Source organism: Herbaspirillum sp. NPDC101397 (genome assembly GCF_044767325.1).
In the GTDB taxonomy this organism is placed as follows: Bacteria; Pseudomonadota; Gammaproteobacteria; order Burkholderiales; family Burkholderiaceae_D; genus Herbaspirillum.
Genome location: NZ_JBIWNS010000006.1, coordinates 422,670 through 439,616 on the forward strand (window position 1 = coordinate 422,670; position 16,947 = coordinate 439,616).

15 protein-coding genes are annotated in these 16,947 nt (G+C 62.2%); 1 reads left to right on the forward strand and 14 read right to left on the reverse strand.

What is annotated here, in order from left to right:
- Positions 1-32: 32 nt before the first annotated feature.
- From ACIROW_RS17085 to otsA, 9 genes are all read right to left on the reverse strand, one after another.
- On the reverse strand, positions 33-827 hold the full coding sequence (locus tag ACIROW_RS17085; protein ID WP_402277638.1) for an endonuclease/exonuclease/phosphatase family protein: 795 nt from the start codon (positions 825-827) through the stop codon (positions 33-35).
- A 72-nt stretch (positions 828-899) separates the two neighbouring features.
- Positions 900-1,388, reverse strand: coding sequence for a dihydroneopterin triphosphate diphosphatase (gene nudB, locus ACIROW_RS17090; protein ID WP_402277639.1), 489 nt, complete (start codon positions 1,386-1,388; stop codon positions 900-902).
- A gap of 60 nt (positions 1,389-1,448) precedes the next feature.
- Positions 1,449-2,357 carry a LysR substrate-binding domain-containing protein gene (locus ACIROW_RS17095; RefSeq protein ID WP_402277640.1) on the reverse strand — a complete coding sequence of 303 codons (909 nt, stop codon included), beginning with the start codon at positions 2,355-2,357 and terminating at the stop codon, positions 1,449-1,451.
- 64 nt (positions 2,358-2,421) lie between these two features.
- Positions 2,422-3,672, reverse strand: coding sequence for an amidohydrolase family protein (locus ACIROW_RS17100; RefSeq protein WP_402277642.1), 1,251 nt, complete (start codon positions 3,670-3,672; stop codon positions 2,422-2,424).
- Positions 3,673-3,712: 40 nt separating this feature from the next.
- Positions 3,713-5,014 carry an MFS transporter gene (locus ACIROW_RS17105; RefSeq protein ID WP_402277643.1) on the reverse strand — a complete coding sequence of 434 codons (1,302 nt, stop codon included), beginning with the start codon at positions 5,012-5,014 and terminating at the stop codon, positions 3,713-3,715.
- Positions 5,015-5,271: 257 nt separating this feature from the next.
- Complete coding sequence (gene aspS, locus ACIROW_RS17110) at positions 5,272-7,077, reverse strand: aspartate--tRNA ligase (RefSeq protein WP_402277644.1); 1,806 nt, start codon at positions 7,075-7,077, stop codon at positions 5,272-5,274.
- A 129-nt stretch (positions 7,078-7,206) separates the two neighbouring features.
- The gene (locus ACIROW_RS17115) at positions 7,207-7,854 is read right to left on the reverse strand and encodes a DUF502 domain-containing protein (protein WP_402277646.1); all 648 of its coding nucleotides are present in this window, start codon (positions 7,852-7,854) and stop codon (positions 7,207-7,209) included.
- 23 nt (positions 7,855-7,877) lie between these two features.
- A complete protein-coding gene (locus ACIROW_RS17120) occupies positions 7,878-8,258 on the reverse strand; it encodes an FmdB family zinc ribbon protein (RefSeq protein WP_402277647.1) in 381 nt (126 codons plus the stop codon).
- Between the two features lie 173 nt (positions 8,259-8,431).
- Positions 8,432-9,808: an alpha,alpha-trehalose-phosphate synthase (UDP-forming) gene (gene otsA, locus ACIROW_RS17125; protein WP_402277648.1), complete on the reverse strand. Its 1,377-nt coding sequence runs from the start codon at positions 9,806-9,808 to the stop codon at positions 8,432-8,434.
- On the opposite strand from otsA, the gene ACIROW_RS17130 reads away from it, so the two are divergent.
- Positions 9,807-9,944 carry a hypothetical protein gene (locus tag ACIROW_RS17130; RefSeq protein ID WP_402277650.1) on the forward strand — a complete coding sequence of 46 codons (138 nt, stop codon included), beginning with the start codon at positions 9,807-9,809 and terminating at the stop codon, positions 9,942-9,944. The genes otsA and ACIROW_RS17130 overlap by 2 nt on opposite strands.
- A gap of 9 nt (positions 9,945-9,953) precedes the next feature.
- On the opposite strand, the gene ACIROW_RS17135 is transcribed toward ACIROW_RS17130, so the two are convergent.
- The 5 genes from ACIROW_RS17135 to ACIROW_RS17155 form a co-directional block, all read right to left on the reverse strand.
- The gene (locus tag ACIROW_RS17135; protein WP_402277652.1) at positions 9,954-11,807 is read right to left on the reverse strand and encodes a glycoside hydrolase family 15 protein; all 1,854 of its coding nucleotides are present in this window, start codon (positions 11,805-11,807) and stop codon (positions 9,954-9,956) included.
- 97 nt (positions 11,808-11,904) lie between these two features.
- A complete protein-coding gene (gene otsB, locus ACIROW_RS17140) occupies positions 11,905-12,672 on the reverse strand; it encodes a trehalose-phosphatase (protein ID WP_402277654.1) in 768 nt (255 codons plus the stop codon).
- Positions 12,673-12,894: 222 nt separating this feature from the next.
- The gene (locus tag ACIROW_RS17145) at positions 12,895-14,346 is read right to left on the reverse strand and encodes a sodium:solute symporter family protein (protein WP_402277655.1); all 1,452 of its coding nucleotides are present in this window, start codon (positions 14,344-14,346) and stop codon (positions 12,895-12,897) included.
- A 209-nt stretch (positions 14,347-14,555) separates the two neighbouring features.
- Positions 14,556-15,713, reverse strand: coding sequence for a zinc-ribbon domain-containing protein (locus tag ACIROW_RS17150; RefSeq protein WP_402277656.1), 1,158 nt, complete (start codon positions 15,711-15,713; stop codon positions 14,556-14,558).
- 11 nt (positions 15,714-15,724) lie between these two features.
- Positions 15,725-16,903 carry a hypothetical protein gene (locus ACIROW_RS17155; protein ID WP_402277658.1) on the reverse strand — a complete coding sequence of 393 codons (1,179 nt, stop codon included), beginning with the start codon at positions 16,901-16,903 and terminating at the stop codon, positions 15,725-15,727.
- Between the last annotated feature and the right edge of the window lie 44 nt (positions 16,904-16,947).

Here is a 16,947-nt window from a genome sequence, read left to right on the forward strand (position 1 = left end):
CAAGGAAAGGGAGGACGGAAGTTGGACTGCCGTCATTTTAAGCGCAAGGTGCTGACTATGGGGGCGTGATCCGACAGGTTCGCCCACAGGCCGCCGCGCATGACTTCCGCCGATTCGACTTCGAAGCCGCGCAAGTAGATGCGGTCCAGCCGCAACATCGGCATCGACGCCGGAAAGGTGCGCGCCGGCTGGATCGCCGGCCGCATGCCGCCGAGCTTGCGCAGGTAGCTCATGAGGCCGTGCGCGGAGCCATGCTGTTCGAACACTTCGCTCACGCCCAGGCGGATGCGCAGGAATTCGCTGAGCTTGTTGCCCCAGTCATTGAAGTCACCGGCGATGATGATGGGCGCGTCCGGCGGCGACGACGCGCGCACTGCTTCGATCAGCGCCGCGGTCTGACGGCGGCGGCCGCCAGCGAACAAGCCGAGATGGATCACATAGCAATGCACCGGCACGCCTTCGATCTCCACCACGCAATGCAGGATGCCGCGCGACTCATAGGCGTGATCCGACACGTCCTGGTTGCGCGCGGAAGCGATCGCGAAGCGCGACAGCAAGGCGTTGCCGTGATGGCCGTGGTCGTACACCGCGTTGACGCCGTAAGCGGCGTGATGTGATTCGCCGGCCAGGTATTCATGCTGTGCCTGTTGCGGCCACAGCGCCGCGTGGCGCAGGGCGATGCGATCGTGGCGACCCTGCACTTCCTGCAGGAACACCAGGTCGGCGTCGAGTTGCGCCAGCGCCTGCTTGAGCGCATGGATGCGCGGGCGCCCACTGAAGGAGGTGACCCCCTTGTGGATGTTGTAAGTGGCTATGCGTAACTTCATACGATCGGCAAAACCTCTTGGTAAATTCAAATAAGACTGCGGTCGTCGACGTTACGAATGTATGTCAACAACCTAAATGTACTGTGGCAACTGCAGGATCGCTTCGGCGTTCGACGGCGAGAAACACAGGTCGGCCGCAGCGCGGTACGGCAACCACTGGTAGCGCGTATGCTCGCGCGGCGCCAGGGTCACCGGAATCCCTTGCGGCACCAGCAAGCCGAACACGTGCTCGAGGTTGCGCGTGACGCCGGGTGCATAACGGTGACGCCAGACCGGGTAGATTTCGTAGTCGTTCGACAACTTCCAGTCGCTGAGATGATCGCACGGAACGCGATTGGCGGCTGTCGGCGAAACACTGATTTCGTCACTAATCACAATCCCGGTTTCCTCCTCGACCTCGCGTTGTGCGGTCAGCACCAGGGGTTCGTCGGGCGTGTCCTTGGAGCCGGTGACCGATTGCCAGTAACCGGCCTTGTCGGTGCGTTCGATCAGCAGCACGTCCAGCGCTGCGGTGTAGATGACGACCAGGACGGACTCGGGGATTTTAAAGGGACGGTTCATTTCTCTTGAGCATGTGACAAGTTGCCAACGCCCATTGTATCCGCATCGCCCGTCGCACGATCAGTCCGCAACGGCGACGGCGCTCTCCTCGACCAGCCAGTTGCGGAAACTGCGCGCCGCCGCGTGCTCGATGCGGTCGCGCGGCCACACCGCATAATAGCCGCCGCCCAGGCTGGCGCTGGCCTCGCAGGCGCGCACCAGCAAGCCTGCGCGCATGCAGGCGTCGATCATGTGACGCCAGGCCAGCACGATGCCGTGGCCTTCCATCGCCAGTTGCAGCAGGATCGGATATTGATTGGACAGGATCTGATGTTCGATGCGGGCGTCACCGAGGCCGTTCTGCGCCATCCAGTTCTGCCAGGACATCCACTGGCGCTGGCCGTCTTCCTGCATCAGCAGGGTTTCCTGCAACAAGTCGCGTGGCGCCAGTGTGCGCCCGGCAAGATAGGCCGGCGAGCACACCGGGAACACTTCTTCGTCATACAAGCGGCGTGCCGCCAGCCCGGACGGCGGACCGTCGCGCAGGAAGTAGATGCCCATGTCGAAATCGGTTTCCGACAAGGCGGCGAGGCTGTCGTTGACGATCAGGCGCAGATGGCATTCCGGCTGCAGCGCGCGGAACCGCGCCAGCCGCGGCGTCAGCCACAGCACCGCGACGCCGGACGAACAGGCCACCGTCAGTTCGCTGTGGCCCTTGCGCTTCATGATGTCTTCGGTGACTTCGGCGCAGCCGACCAGCAGGCGCTGCACCTCTTCGGCGTAGCGTTGCCCGCTGACGGTCAGGCGCAGCGCGCGCGGCTCGCGGATGAACAGCTTCTTGCCGAGGAAACGCTCCAGCTGCGCGATCTGGCGGCTGATGGCGCTTTGCGTCAGATGGAGTTCCGCCGCAGCGCGCGTGAAGCTGCTGTGCCGCATGGCAGCTTCAAACGCGATCAGCGACGGCAGAGGAGGAAGTGGAGAAATACGCATGATGGCAGCCCGTGTTGAACAACTCAGAGCTCCATCATAGAGCGAAAAACATGCCCGCCCGGATTCAACGCGTGCTGCAAGTATTGCGATGCACGAAACCACCCTGCATCACCAGCGACAGGTGCTCGCCCTGCCCCGCCAGCAACTGGATGTCATCGAGCGGATTGCCGTCGACCACGATCAGGTCGGCGCGCGCGCCGGCGCGCACAGTGCCGAGTTCGCCGTCGCGCTGCAGGATGGCGGCGGCAATCGAGGTAGCCGAGCGGATCGCTTCCAGGTTGCCGAGGATCTCGGCGCGGATGACGAATTCCTGCGACTGGTCCTGGTGCATCTCGCCCAGCAGGTCGGAGCCGAAGCCCATCTGCACGCCATGCTCTGCGTAAATTTTCAGCGAGTCGCGGCCGGCCTGGCGCACCGATTCGATCTTGGCGACCGAATCGGCCGGCAAGCCGAGGCGTGCCCCATCCCGCGCCAGCGAGTCGTAAGTCACCAGCGTCGGCACCACGAAAGCGCCATATTCGCGCATCACGCGCGCAGCATCGGCATCCACCAGGTTGCCGTGCTCGATGGTGCGCACGCCGCAACGCACGGCGCGTGAAATGGCACGGCCGGTGTAGGCATGCGCCATGACGTAAGTCTGCGCCGCTTCCGCTTCGGCCACGATGGCGCGGATTTCGTCTTCGCTGTACTGCGTGTTGCCGATCGGATCGGTCGGCGAGGCGACACCGCCGGAGGCCATGATCTTGATCTGCGTCGCACCCTTCTGAATTTCTTCGCGGGCAGCCAGCCGCACGGCGTCGACGCCGTCGGCCACACGCGCAATCGCGCCGGCGCGGAAGGCGCAGGAGCATGGCTCCAGCACATCCGAACGCGGGCGGAAGTCTCCATGTCCGCCAGTCTGCGACAAGGCCTTGCCGGACGGGAAGATCCGCGGCCCCGGCACCAGCCCGATGGCGATGGCTTGCGCCAGCCCCCAGTCGGCGCCGCCGGCGTCGCGCACGGTGGTGAAGCCGCGGTTGAGCATGGCTTCGACAATCGGCAACGCGCGGATCGACGTCAGCGAACCGGGTTGCAAGGCGTTCGCACCCAGGTTCGCCAGCGAGGCCAGCACGTGCACGTGACAATCGATCAGGCCGGGCATGACGGTCTTGCCGGTCACGTCGATACGTTGCATATCGGAGGCATTCGGCGCATCGATAGGCGTCGCAGAGACGTCGATGATGCGGTCGTCTTCAATCAGGACATCGTGGCGAAGCAGCAGGCTGCCGTGCGCCGGGTCGAGGACGTTGCCGCCCTGCAGGAGAATCTTGGTCATGGAAAAATCGAATCTTGAAAATTGAAAGCAAAAACTGAAACTAAGCGCGTTGCAGATACGCAGGTTCGCGCACGAAGCGGGTGCCAACCAGGCTGATGGCGGCGGCGATCATCACGTAGAACGCCGGCGCCATGGTGCTGCCGGTGGCGGCGATCAGGCCGGTGATGATGAACGAAGCGAAGCCGCCGAAAATCGTCACCGCCAGGTTGTAGGCCACCGACAAACCGGTCGACAACACCTTGGCCGGGAACAGCTCGGAGAACGCCGCCAGAATCGGACCGGTATAAGTCGCGATCAGGATGCCGAACACCAGCTGGAACACCAGCAGCGAGCCGAGGCCGGGCGCATGGTTGATGTAAGCAAACATCGGATACGCCAGCAGCAGGATCAGCAGCGCGGCGCCCGACAGCAAGCCGCGGCGACCATAGCGATCGGCGATGCGGCCAACCACCGGTGCGAACACCATGATGCACAGACCACCCACCATGCCGGCGATGAAGCCGGTCGATTGCGGCAGCTTGAGCACCTTGATCGAATACGTCGGCATGTAGAACAGCAGCACGTAAGTACAGACCGTCCACAGGATCACCATGGAAAAACTCGCGGTGGTTTCACGCGGATAGTTGCGAATGATTTCCTTGAGCGGCGAATCGGTCTTGTCCTTGGCCTCGAGGAAGGCAGGTGTTTCATCAAGGTGATGGCGGATGTAGTAGCCGACCGGGCCGATGATGATGCCCAGCAGGAACGGCAGGCGCCAGCCCCAGCTCGCCAACGCTTCCGGACTCAGGCTGCTGGTGACGTAGGTGCCGACCGCAGCGCCCAGCAACACGGCCACACCGATGCTGGCCTGGATCCAGCTGGAATAGAAAGCGCGTTCCTTGACCGGTGCATATTCGGTCAGGAAGGCGGTGGCGCTGCCCATTTCGCCGCCGGCCGAGAAGCCTTGCAGCAGGCGCGCCACCACGATGATCAGCGGCGCGAACAGGCCGATCTGTTCATACGTCGGTGCGATGCCGATCAGCGTGGTGCCGGCCGCCATCAGCAGGATGGTCAGCGACAGCGCCGCCTTGCGGCCGACGCGGTCGGCGTAGATGCCGAGCAAAATGCCACCGACCGGGCGCATGAAGAAGCCGACGCCAAAGGTGGCTACCGCCAGCAGCAGCGAGGTCAGTTCGTTACCGGTGGGGAAAAACAATTTGGCGATGATGACGGCGAAAAAACTGTAGACGGTGAAGTCGAACCATTCAAGGCCGTTGCCGATCACGGTGGCGATGATGGCGCGGCGGCGCTGGTCGTTGCTGACGACAACCGGCGGCGCGGCGTAGGCGGTGTTGGTTTGCATGGTCTCTCCCCTTGATGGATATGCATCCGATGATAGGACGAGCAAGAAGCAAGCCGGAAATGATATCTGCGCATGTCGCCATGCTTGCAGCGCATGCATGCGGAAAAGATTTATACCGGAGGCACGCCGCAACAAGGAATGGAGGAAAACCGCGCGCCCATGAAAAAAGGCGCAATGCATTGCTGCACGCGCCTTCTTTCGACTTGCCCGTCCGCGCGGATCAGGCGCGGACGGTATGGCCATGTTGCTTGCTACGCTTACGCCTTGATCGCCGGCTCCGCATTGCGCAGACGGATGTGCAGCTCGCGCAGTTGCTTCTCGTCGACCGCCGACGGTGCTTGCGTCAACAAATCTTGCGCGCGCTGGGTCTTCGGGAAAGCGATGACGTCGCGGATCGACTCGGCGCCGGCCATCATGGTGACCAGACGATCCAGGCCAAAGGCGATGCCGCCGTGCGGAGGCGCGCCGTATTGCAGCGCATCCAGCAGGAAGCCGAACTTCAGGCGTGCTTCGTCGTCGTTGATCTTCAGCGCGCGGAACACCTTGCTCTGCACGTCGGCGCGGTGGATACGGACCGAACCGCCGCCCATTTCCCAACCGTTCAACACCAGGTCATAGGCCTTGGCAATGGCGGCTGCCGGATTGGTCGAGATGAAATCTTCGTGACCATCTTTCGGCGAGGTGAACGGGTGATGCAGGGCGACCCAGCGCTGGTTGTCTTCGTCGTATTCGAACATCGGGAAGTCAACCACCCACAGCGGACGCCAAACGTCGTCGAACAGACCGTTCTTCTTGCCGAAATCGCTGTGACCGATCTTCACGCGCAGCGCGCCGATGGCGTCGTTGACGACCTTGGCCTTGTCGGCGCCGAAGAAAATCAGGTCGCCGTCTTGCGCACCGGTCTTCTCGACGATGGCGGCCAGGGCGGCGTCATGCAGGTTCTTGACGATCGGCGATTGCAGGCCGTCGCGGCCCTTGGCCTTTTCATTGACCTTGATGTAAGCCAGGCCCTTGGCGCCGTAGATGGCGACGAACTGGGTGTAGGCGTCGATTTCCGAACGCGGCATTTCGGCGCCGCCCGGCACGCGCAGGCCGACCACGCGGCCGCCTTCGCTGTTGGCTGCACCGGCGAAGACCTTGAAGTCGACATCCTTCATGACGTCGGTCAGTTCGGTGAATTCCAGCTTGACGCGCATGTCCGGCTTGTCCGAACCGTACATGCCCATCGCGGTGGCGAAGTCCATGACCGGGAACGGATCAGGCAGGTCGATATCGAGCACGTTCTTGAAGACCAGGCGGATCATGCCTTCGAACAGGTCGCGGATTTCCTGTTCGTTCATGAACGAGGTTTCGCAGTCGATCTGGGTGAATTCAGGCTGGCGATCGGCGCGCAGGTCTTCATCGCGGAAGCACTTGGTGATCTGGTAGTAACGGTCGAAGTTGGCGACCATCAGCAGCTGCTTGAACAGTTGCGGCGATTGCGGCAACGCGAAGAATTCACCGGCGTTCACGCGCGACGGCACCAGGTAGTCGCGTGCGCCTTCCGGGGTCGACTTGGTCAGCATCGGCGTTTCGATGTCGATGAAGCCTTGCGCATCGAGGAACTTGCGCACTTCCATCGCCACCTTGTAACGCAGGCGCAAGTTGTTTTGCATTTGCGGACGGCGCAGGTCCAGAACGCGGTGCGTCAGGCGGGTGGTTTCCGACAGGTTGTCGTCGTCCAGCTGGAACGGCGGCGTGACCGATGGGTTCAGCACTTCCAGTTGGTGCGCCAGCACTTCGATCTTGCCCGACTTCAGGTTGGCGTTACCGGTGCCGTCAGGACGGTTGCGCACGATGCCGGTGATGCGCAGGCAGAATTCATTGCGCACGGCTTCGGCATTCTTGAACACGTCGACGCGATCAGGATCGCAGACGACTTGCACCAGGCCTTCGCGGTCGCGCAGGTCGATGAAGATCACGCCGCCGTGGTCGCGACGACGATGCACCCAGCCGCACAGGCTGACGGTTTGGCCGAGCAGTGCCTCAGTGGTGAGGCCGCAGTATTGAGTTCGCATGGACATATTCAGGTTCCGTTATTCCGTTTTCAGTTTCGTTTAATTCAGTTTTTTGCTTCTTGTGTTCGGTGCTGCTGGCAGGGCGAAGGCGGGGCAGAACAGCGCGGTCGATCTTGAAGAGCGCTGAACGCCCCTTCAATTATGATTGGCCGCGTCGGCGGCGATGTCGGTGATGATCTTCTTGTCGGCCTGCATTTCCGGCGCCACCACGCCCATCGAGACGATGTACTTGAGCGCTTCGTCCACGCTCATGTCCAGCTCGATGGTGTCGGCGCGCGGCACCATCAGGAAAAATCCCGAGGTCGGATTCGGCGTGGTCGGCACGTACAGGCTGACGTAGTCGGCGCCTTGCAGGTGGTTCTTCACTTCGCCGCCGGGGATGCCGGTCAGGAACGCGATGGTCCACGAGCCTTGGCGCGGATACTGCACCAGCACCGCCTTGCGGAAGGCGTTGCCGGACGACGAGAACAGCGTGTCGGACACTTGCTTGACGCTGGAGTAGATCGACTTGACCACCGGGATGCGGGTCAGCAAACCTTCCCACAGCGACACCACCTGGCGACCGATGAAATTGCGCGTGGCCAGGCCGGTGAGGAAGATGATCAGCAGCGTGAGGATGGTGCCCAGGCCGGGAATGCGGAAGCCGACCAGCGCTTCCGGCCGCCAGCTGACAGGCAGCAGCAGCAGCGACTGATCCATGGTGCCGATGATCAGGTTGAGCACCCACAGCGTGATTGCCAGGGGGACCAGAATCAGCAGGCCGGTGATGAAGTATTTGCGCATGGGATGGCTTTTCGCGGTGGCGCTCAGGAAGCGCTTGGGGTGCTGGGTGGCTTGGGAGCACTCGGGGCTGCGGCAGCTGGTGCCGCCGCCGGGGCGGCAGGAGCCGATGCAGCAGGAGCAGCAGAAGCAGCAGAAGCGGCACCGGCGTCGCCGGACGCCGGCGCTTCGGTCGCAGGCAGCGCCGTGCCGGTGGCGCCTGAGCTGTTGGCGACGCTTCCGCTATTGCCGCGGAAATCGGTCACATACCAGCCCGAGCCCTTGAGCTGGAATCCGGCGGCGGTCAGTTGTTTGCGGAAGCTGTCCTTGCCGCAGGACGGACAGACGGTCAACGCGTCGTCAGACATCTTCTGCAGCACATCTTTGGCAAAACCACACGCTTCGCAGCGATACGCGTAAATCGGCATGAATTACTCCAGCAAAAATCGTCCAAAACCCTGAATTATAAAGGTTTTTCAGCCGTTTTTACGAGTCCGCTGCGTGCGGGCGGTGCAACGCAGACCTCACAAGCCCGCGGCGGACTGCCGGGGAGCAACAAAACCGCTCGATTATTTGCCGTATTCGCTACAAAGAAGAATTTTCAACGGGATTGTTCCAATGTGTCGAGGAAACTGTTGCACCACCAGTGCACGTCGTACTTGCGTATCGTCGCCAGCAAGGCGGCGTGACGTTGCTTGCGTTCTTCCAGCGGCATCTGCAAGGCGTGCTGGATGGCCTCGGCGGTGCCATGCGTGTCATAGGGGTTGACCAGCAAGGCTTCCTTCATCTGCTCGGCGGCACCGGCGAAACGCGACAGCACCAGCACACCGGGATCCTCCTCGTCCTGCGCCGCGACGAATTCCTTGGCCACCAGGTTCATGCCGTCGCGTAGCGGCGTCACCAGCGCCACCGCGCAGGCGCGATACAAACCCGGCAAGCGTTTGCGCGCGACTGTGCGATGCATGTAGCGGATCGGCATCCATTCGAAGTCGCCATAGTCGCCGTTGATCGCGCCGCACAGGCTTTCCAGCTCGCGCTGGATGTCGGCGTAGGCATCAACGTCTTCACGGCTCGGCGAGGCCACCTGCAACAGCGTGGCGCTGTGGCGGTTTTCCGGATAGTGCTGCAACAGCTCGCGGAAGGCGCGGATGCGATGTGGCAAGCCCTTGGAGTAATCGAGCCGGTCGACGCCGATCAGCAGGCGTCGCCGCGAATATTCCTTGCGCGTGTTCTCGAAGGTCTCGCGCGCCTCCCGTGCCCGGCCGAGGCGCTGGAAATCGTCGACGTCAATGCCGATCGGGAAGGCCTTGGCCTGCACCGTGCTGTTGAAGGCACGGAACTGGCTCGCACCCACAGTCTCGGCGGTGGCCTCCGCTTTGACGTAGTTCGAAAAATGCTGCAGATCCGCTTCCGTCTGAAAGCCCACCAGGTCATAGGCAAACAAGGCGCGCATCAGCCATTCATGCGAAGGAATCGCCGCCAGGATTTGCGGGGGCGGCAGCGGGATGTGCAGGAAGAAACCGATGCGGTTGCCGCAGCCCATGGCGCGCAATTCGGCGGCCAGCGGAATCAGGTGGTAGTCGTGGATCCAGATCAGGTCGTCCGGCTTGAGCAGCGGCATCAGCTTGCGCGCGAACAGTTGGTTGACGCGGCGATAGCCGCCCAGATGCCCCGATTCGAAATGCGCCAGGTCGAGGCGATAATGGAACACCGGCCACAGCACGCCGTTGGCGTAGCCGCGATAGTAAGCGTCATGGTCTTCGGCGCACAGATCGAGCTCGGCCAGCGTCACCGGCCCGGCCTGATTGACGTGCAGTGCACCCTCGCCGGGAGTGCCGTCTTCGACGACCTTGCCGCTCCAGCCGAACCACAGGCCGCCGGTGCGTTTGAGGGTTTCGCCCAGCGCCACCGCCAGTCCCCCGGCCGCCGGCTTGCGCGGATCTGCGAGACGATTGGAAACTACGACGAGGCGGGACATGGTGAAACTCCTTTGTTGTTGTGTAAGTGAAAATTGCAGTTCTGATGTTGCTGATGTTGCTGATGTTGCTGATGTTGCTGATGTTGCTGATGTTGCTGATGTTGCTAATGTTGCTGATGTTGCTGAGCGTGGCTGAAGCGAGCGTTTAAATGACGCTCTCCCATGATGCGGACAGTCGCATCGCGCAGTTGATGATCCCGACCATCGAATAGGTCTGCGGGAAGTTTCCCCACATCTGGCCGGTGACCGGATGCGTGTCTTCCGACAGCAGGCCGACGTGGTTGCGCGCCGCCAGCATGGCTTCGAAAATCTCGCGCGCCTGCTCCTTGCGGCCGATGCGCGCGAGCGCGTCGATGCGCCAGAAGGTGCAGATGTTGAAGGCGGTTTCGGGCCGGCCGAAATCGTCCGGCGCTTCGTAGCGACGCATGTAGGGGCCGTCGCACAGGTATTTTTCCAGCGCGTCGACGGTGGCGATGAAGCGCTTGTCGGTCGGCGCGATCAGGCCGACTTCGACCATCAGCAAGACGCTGGCGTCGAGGTCGCGGCCGCCGAAACTTTCGGCGTAGGTCTGGCGCTCCTCGTTCCAGGCTTCGGTCAGGATGCGCTTGCCGATCATCTCGGCGCGCTCGTGCCAGTAGCGTGCGCGTTCATCGAGTTCAAGCCGCGAGGCGATCTTGCCGAGGCGGTCGCAGGCGGCCCAGCTCATCAGCGCCGACGAGGTATGGATGCGCGAACGCGTGCGCAGCTCCCACATGCCGGCATCAGGGCGGTCGTACATTTCAAAGGCGCGTTCGCCCACTGCTTCCAGATGCTTGAACTGCTCGGCGCCGGCACGATGATGCAGGCGCGCATCGTGGAAAGCCTGCGCCGCACCGAGGATGATGTTGCCGTAGACGTCGTGCTGGAAATGCTCGTAGGCCTGGTTGCCGACGCGCACCGGTGCGTGATGGCGATAGCCCGGCAGGTGGTCGAGGATCTGCTCCGGCAGCGCCTCTTCGAGGCCGATGCCGTACAGCGGCTGGACGTGGCCGCCGGCCGAACGCACCACCACGTTGGTAAGCCAGCGCAGGTAGTCTTCCATGGTGCCGAGTTCGGAAATGCTGTTCAACGCACGCACTACGAAGAAGGCGTCGCGCAGCCAGCAGTAGCGATAGTCCCAGTTGCGCGCGCTGCCCGGCGCTTCCGGCACGCTGGTGGTCATGGCGGCGATGATGGCGCCGGTGTCTTCATACACCGACATCTTGAGCGTGATGGCGGCGCGGATCACGGCGGCCTGCCACTCCAGCGGCGTGGCCAGGCTGCGGCTCCAGTTGCGCCAGTAGGTGACGGTTTCCTGTTCGAAGCTGCGTGCGGTGTCGCCGATGCCGCCGGTCAGCGTTTCGTCGGGACCGAGCAGGAAGTTGAAGGGCCGGCTGATCACGAAGGCAGTCTCGTCGAGCAGGTAGCTGATCGGCGCATCGGTGTTCAGGCGCAGCGTCATCTCGGAGCCGACGTAGCGCACGTGATTGCTGCCGCGCGTGATCTCGGGCACTTCGCGGCCCCAGTCGAAACGCGGTCGCAACAGCACGCGCAAGCGCGGCGCGCCATGAAGCGGCAACACGCGGCGCACCAGCGTCTGCGGCCGGAAGAAGCGGCCGCGACTCGGGAAGCGCGGTGCGAAGTCGGTGATCTCAACACCCTGTCCAAGCGTGTCGTAAAGGCGCGTTTTCAGCACCGCTGTGTTCGGTTCGTACCACTGCTCGCTGTGCGAAAAATTCTCAAGCTCGAAACTCCAGAGGCTGCCGCTCTCGCCCGGATCAAGCAAGGCGTTGAATACCGGATCGCCGTCGAAGCGTGGCAGGCAACACCACACCACGCGGCCGAGCTTGTCGATCAGCGCGCTGTAGGAACAGTTGCCGATCACGCCGAGATCGAGGGAAGAAGTGGAAGGCCGGTCGCCGTCGTTGCTGACGCCGGTGGAGGTGTCGTTGCTGGGGGTATCGATGGATGACGTGCTCATGCTGCCTTTCCTCTCTTTACTTTTTTTGTTGTCGCCGGAGCGGTGAACTTGCCTGCTGTTTTACGTAGGGACGTCCGTCTGAAAAATTTCGCGGATGTCAGATGCGCGGTGCGACCCGCAGCGCCTGCTCCAGCCATTGATGCAAGGCCGCCGGATTGTCCAGGCGCATCTGCGCCCGGCTCTCGCCTTCGCCGATCTTGACGCCGAGTCCGCCGCCCAGGGTCTGCACCCAGTTGAAACCGGCTTCATCGGTGACGTCGTCGCCGACGAACACCGGCCGGCGTCCGGCAAATGGCGCTTCGCGCATGAACGAGGCGATGGCGTCGCCCTTGTCGGCCAGCGCCGCCTTGGCTTCGACCACCATCTTGCCGCGCAGGACGTTGAAGCCCGGTGCATGCGAATTCGCGTTCGAATCCGCTTTGGAGACCGCGTAATTCATCGCTTCGATACAGGCCTGTTCCAGATGCGGCGCCTTGCGGTAATGCAGCGCCAGCGCGCCGCGCTTGGGCTCCAGCAGCAAGCCGGGATGACGTGCGACGAACGGCGCGAGCCGCTCCATCAGTTCATCGGTGGAGGGCGCGGCAAGTTGCACCAGCCGCCCGGAGGCATCGCGGCGTTCAAGGCCGTGCACGCCGGCGGCAGGCAAGCGCAGCGGCGCCAGGTAATGGTCGAGCTGCGCCACCGGACGGCCGCTGACAACCGCCAGCGCGCCGTTCGCGCGTGTTTGCAGCTGCTGCAGCATCTCGATCAGGTCCGGCGCGGGTACAACACTTTCAGGCTCAGGAGCCAGATTCACCAAGGTGCCGTCGAAGTCGAGAAACAGTGCATCAGCAGAAAAATCGTATTCATGAGTTTGCAGAGACATGCTCAATGAGGTCGATTTAATACTGATTAGTTCCAATTGGTTTTTCGACAACAACTTTCCGCGGGCACAAGAAAACGGCCAAATTCAGCAAGGAAGAAATGCGAGGTGAACGGTCGTGATGACCATTGCAAAACAGGAGGGCAAGACAACCAGGAAGGAACTGCGTCGCCTGCGCGATTCGCAGAAAATGCGAATCGCGCAGGGAAGAAAATCAGGAAGAGATCAGTCGGCGCTCAATGCGCCCGCAGCCGGCGCCTGCGGAATCGGCGCCACCAGTTGCGGCAGCAGCGAACCGAACACCATGCCGCCCACGCTCATCAGCAGGCCGGCCAGCTGCGGCGGCCACAGACCTTCCGGCGCGACGTATTCGAGCGTGATCCAGGTCGTCAGGCCGAGGATCATGGCAGCCAGCGCACCCTGACGGGTGGCGCGCTTCCAGTACACGCCGAAGGCCAGCGGCACGAAGGCGGCGACCAGTGTCACCTTGTAGGCGTTTTCGACCATCTGGTAAATGCTCGACTGGCTGTTCAAGGCCAGCGAGGTCACCGCGACGGTGAACAACAGCACCACCACGCGCATCGAGAACAGGAACTCCTTGTCGCTCTTCCACGGACGGATTTCCTTGATGACGTTTTCGGTGAAGGTCACCGACGGCGCCAGCAGCGTCGCGCTGGCGCAGCTCTTGATCGCCGACAGCAGCGCGCCGAAGAACATCACCTGGGCGAACACCGGCATTTTTTCCATGATCAGCGTCGGCAGCACCAGTTGCGAATCGGTCTCCAGCAAGCGCGCCACCATGGCCGGATCAATCAGCGTGGCCGAGTACGCCAGGAAGATCGGGATGAACACAAAACCGAAATAGATCACGCCGCCGAGGATGGAGGCGTTGCGCGCGATCTTCTCGCTCTTGGACGACATCACGCGCTGGAACACGTCCTGCTGCGGGATCGAGCCCAGCATCATGGTGATCCACGCGGCAAAGAACCACATCACCTCCCTGAGCGAGGGCGAGGGCCAGAAATTGAATTTGCCGGCATCGGCCGCATGCTGGATCACCACGCCGGGGCCGCCCACCATGCCGGACACTTCCCAGCCGATGTACAGCATGCCGACCACCACGATGATCATTTGCAGGAAGTCGGTGATCGCCACCGCCCACATGCCGCCCATCAGCGTATAGACCAGCACGCTGGCGGCGCCGATGATCATGCCCGCCTGCATCGTGATGTAGCCGCCCGAGACGACGTTGAAGACCAGGCCGAGCGCCTTGATCTGCGCCGCCACCCAGCCGAGATAAGAGATCACGATGCAGATCGTCACCAGCATCTCAGCGGCGCGGCCAAAACGTTTTTTGTAGTAGTCGCCGATGGTCAGCAGGTTCATGCGATACAGCGGCCGGGCGAAGAACACGCCCACCAGGATCAGGCACAGCGACGAACCGAAGGGATCGGCCACGATGCCGCCCAAACCTTCCTTGAGGAAAGTCGATGACACGCCCAGCACCGCCTCCGAGCCGAACCAGGTGGCGAACACCGTCGCCGTCACCACCGACATCGGCAAGGCCCGGCCGGCAATCGCAAAGTCCTTGCCGCTCTTGACGAACTTGGTTGCGTAAAGACCGATACCGACTGAAATCACCCAATAAAGTATGACGAACCAGATCAGGGCATTCATGCATGTTCCTTACGCAAAGGGGGGCTGGAAAAGGCTTAAAAAGCGAGCGGGCTAAAGTGCGAAAACGCGCATTATAGCCGCATACACGCCGTAAAAGCGCGGCTGGAAGCCACGCGGAGGCACCTCCCGGCCTGATGCAAATTCCGCGCCTGTTTTCTCAATGATCCCCAGCGCCCAGCCCGGCGCCGCCCTCATGCGTCACCCATGCATCACTTGACGCGCAGCAACCTGACCTTGATGAGCCCCATGTCGATGATCGCCGTATCTTGTCCCTGCATCGTGACAACCAGCCCCTGCGCCAGGCCGCTGCCCTGCTCCGGCCATATTTTGACGGTGTCTCCGTCGGTTTCGAAACGCGCCTTGACGGCGCTTCCGCCTTCAATCATCTGATCGTTGGTGAACTCGAAGTTGAGCAAACCGCTTTGCTCACGCCATTTGCCGACCAGCGGATGGCCGCCGAACGAGAACCAGCGTTTGATTTTGGTCAAGAAACCGTCACCGGACGCCACCGCTGCGTCCCTGCCGGCGCGCGCGTTGTCGCGGCCGAACAGGTTGAACGGACTTTCGGATCCTGCCCGCCTCAGCAATGCCGCATCCTGAACGACCTTCCATTTCCCATCGACCAGCGTCACCGGCATGTTCAGCTGGATGCTGGTCTTGCCGGTCTTCTGCAGGATGTTGTCGCGCTGCGGCGATTGCTTCAGCCAAGGCGCTTCCCCGCTGATCTCCAGCTGCGCGCGGGCCAGAGCCAGACTCTGTTCACCGTTTTTTTGCACCTGGTCGAATCCCGACACGGTCGTCACACGCACGTCGTCGCCAAGGCAGAGGCGGTTGTTCCTGATCCATGGCTTGCCCGCTTCGGTCAAGGCGTAGACATATTGCGTCTGCGTCAGAAATCCGGAATTGCTGCGCACCACTTGCGCCGGCGCGTAGACGCCGCTCTGTGCCAGCGCGTCCATCCAGTTGCGAGTGAACGCATCATATTCGGCGACACGGATCGCATCGCCCTGATAGCGCATGTTGGCGACACAGAGCAGCTTGTCGCGCGCGTCGGCATTGTCGGCCAGATAGCGTTCCATCGCCCGCTTGAAACTGGCTTCCGAAGGACTTTCCGGCGCCAGCCAGACGGCCAGGCCGCCGCCCGCGATGAGCAGCGTAGCGGCGATGCCGGCGACGATTGCCAGCTTGCGCTTGCTGATGCCGACGCCGGGCGCAGCAGCGCTTGCGTTGACCGCTGCGCCGGCTTCCTGCGCGACGAACACAGGAGAAGCGGCGGACACCGTCTGCTTGAGAGGCGTGCCGCACTCTTCGCAAAAACGCGCAGCGTCCACATTGGAAACGCCGCATTGCGTACAAAAGCGTGCCATGTCGTTTCCTCTTATTTCAGTTTGTTTCCGCAATTGCCGCAGAAGACGTCATCGGGGGCAATGCTTGCGTGGCAGGCCGGGCAAGCCGGTGCTACTGCTGCCGGAGCAGCTACATCGGCGACTGCGCCGGCGACGATCACAGGAGCGGGCGCGGCAAACTCCGTTGCTGACTTCTGCTTTTGCTGGGCAGCGAGATCGCGGGCGCGTTCACGCGCTTCTTCGGCTTTCTTGCGCACCGTGTCCAGCTTGCTGTTGAGCTGTTCTTCCGCCTTGGAGAAATCCAGGTCGCGCGTGCTGTTGAGATAAACCAGGCAAATGCCCTTGGTCCAGATCAGGCTGGGAATCAGCGCACCGACCGCGAATAGCAAGCCGCCGCCGATCATGCCGGCCACCACGTGGCCGTTGCTGCTGCCCATGCCGCCGAAGCCGAAGCCCGAGGCCAGCCCCAGCAAGCCGCCGCTGCTGCCGAAACCGATGATGCCCAGCGACATGCTCGACGTGATCGCCGATCCCGAAATGATCACCATGGAAATGATGAACGCGACAAAGCCGGTGATGAGCAACAGGATGAACTCCGACAACAACACCATGATCAGCTGCTTGCGCACGACCGTGTTGAGTTGGGCGATGACCTGGAAAACGCTGCTGCCGTTCCAGACTGCAGGCGCCGCCAGCGGCAGCATCACGAAGTACAGCGCGAACACCAGTGTGCCCAGCACCACCGCAGAGATCGGGAAAACAAACGTGTAGAGAAACGGCCCCAGCACCGGAATCTTGCAGATCGCCAAAGCGATCGCCACGACGATGACCACCGCCAGCACGATCAGCAACTGCAGGAAAATGACGCCCAGCAGCCGATGGCTGGTGTACAGCGACAGCAGGACGGCATCCACGATACCGTGGCTGTCGGGATGACCCTGGGCGTCGTTCATCAGCAGGATGCCGACGGCGTTACTGCCATAGAACAGCACCACGATGCTCAGCAGGGTCGCGAGGAAAAACAGAAAGTAGATGCCGGTCACGCTGGCCAGATAAGAAAGCAGCCCGCCGGTCAGAACAACCGCCAGAAAGGTCAGTCCGAGCAGGCTGAGCGCGCGAAAATTCTTGAACGCAGTCGCCGCCTGAAGCAGTGAATCGAATGTGGACTTCAGCGGCGCGGATGCCGGTGCGGCAGTGGTCGTGTCGGTCATGCAATTTCCCCTTGGTTATTTGATTCGATGCGCAACGGGAAGCC

Excerpts from the sequence above, each read along its gene's own strand:
- ACIROW_RS17085 (WP_402277638.1), bottom strand. The coding sequence starts at position 827 with ATGAAGTTACGCATAGCCACTTACAACATCCACAAGGGGGTCACCTCC.
- nudB (WP_402277639.1), bottom strand. The coding sequence starts at position 1,388 with ATGAACCGTCCCTTTAAAATCCCCGAGTCCGTCCTGGTCGTCATCTAC.
- ACIROW_RS17095 (WP_402277640.1), bottom strand. The coding sequence starts at position 2,357 with ATGCGTATTTCTCCACTTCCTCCTCTGCCGTCGCTGATCGCGTTTGAA.
- ACIROW_RS17100 (WP_402277642.1), bottom strand. The coding sequence starts at position 3,672 with ATGACCAAGATTCTCCTGCAGGGCGGCAACGTCCTCGACCCGGCGCAC.
- ACIROW_RS17105 (WP_402277643.1), bottom strand. The coding sequence starts at position 5,014 with ATGCAAACCAACACCGCCTACGCCGCGCCGCCGGTTGTCGTCAGCAAC.
- aspS (WP_402277644.1), bottom strand. The coding sequence starts at position 7,077 with ATGTCCATGCGAACTCAATACTGCGGCCTCACCACTGAGGCACTGCTC.
- ACIROW_RS17115 (WP_402277646.1), bottom strand. The coding sequence starts at position 7,854 with ATGCGCAAATACTTCATCACCGGCCTGCTGATTCTGGTCCCCCTGGCA.
- ACIROW_RS17120 (WP_402277647.1), bottom strand. The coding sequence starts at position 8,258 with ATGCCGATTTACGCGTATCGCTGCGAAGCGTGTGGTTTTGCCAAAGAT.
- ACIROW_RS17130 (WP_402277650.1), top strand. The coding sequence starts at position 9,807 with ATGGTGAAACTCCTTTGTTGTTGTGTAAGTGAAAATTGCAGTTCTGAT.
- otsA (WP_402277648.1), bottom strand. The coding sequence starts at position 9,808 with ATGTCCCGCCTCGTCGTAGTTTCCAATCGTCTCGCAGATCCGCGCAAG.
- ACIROW_RS17135 (WP_402277652.1), bottom strand. The coding sequence starts at position 11,807 with ATGAGCACGTCATCCATCGATACCCCCAGCAACGACACCTCCACCGGC.
- otsB (WP_402277654.1), bottom strand. The coding sequence starts at position 12,672 with ATGTCTCTGCAAACTCATGAATACGATTTTTCTGCTGATGCACTGTTT.
- ACIROW_RS17145 (WP_402277655.1), bottom strand. The coding sequence starts at position 14,346 with ATGAATGCCCTGATCTGGTTCGTCATACTTTATTGGGTGATTTCAGTC.
- ACIROW_RS17150 (WP_402277656.1), bottom strand. The coding sequence starts at position 15,713 with ATGGCACGCTTTTGTACGCAATGCGGCGTTTCCAATGTGGACGCTGCG.
- ACIROW_RS17155 (WP_402277658.1), bottom strand. The coding sequence starts at position 16,903 with ATGACCGACACGACCACTGCCGCACCGGCATCCGCGCCGCTGAAGTCC.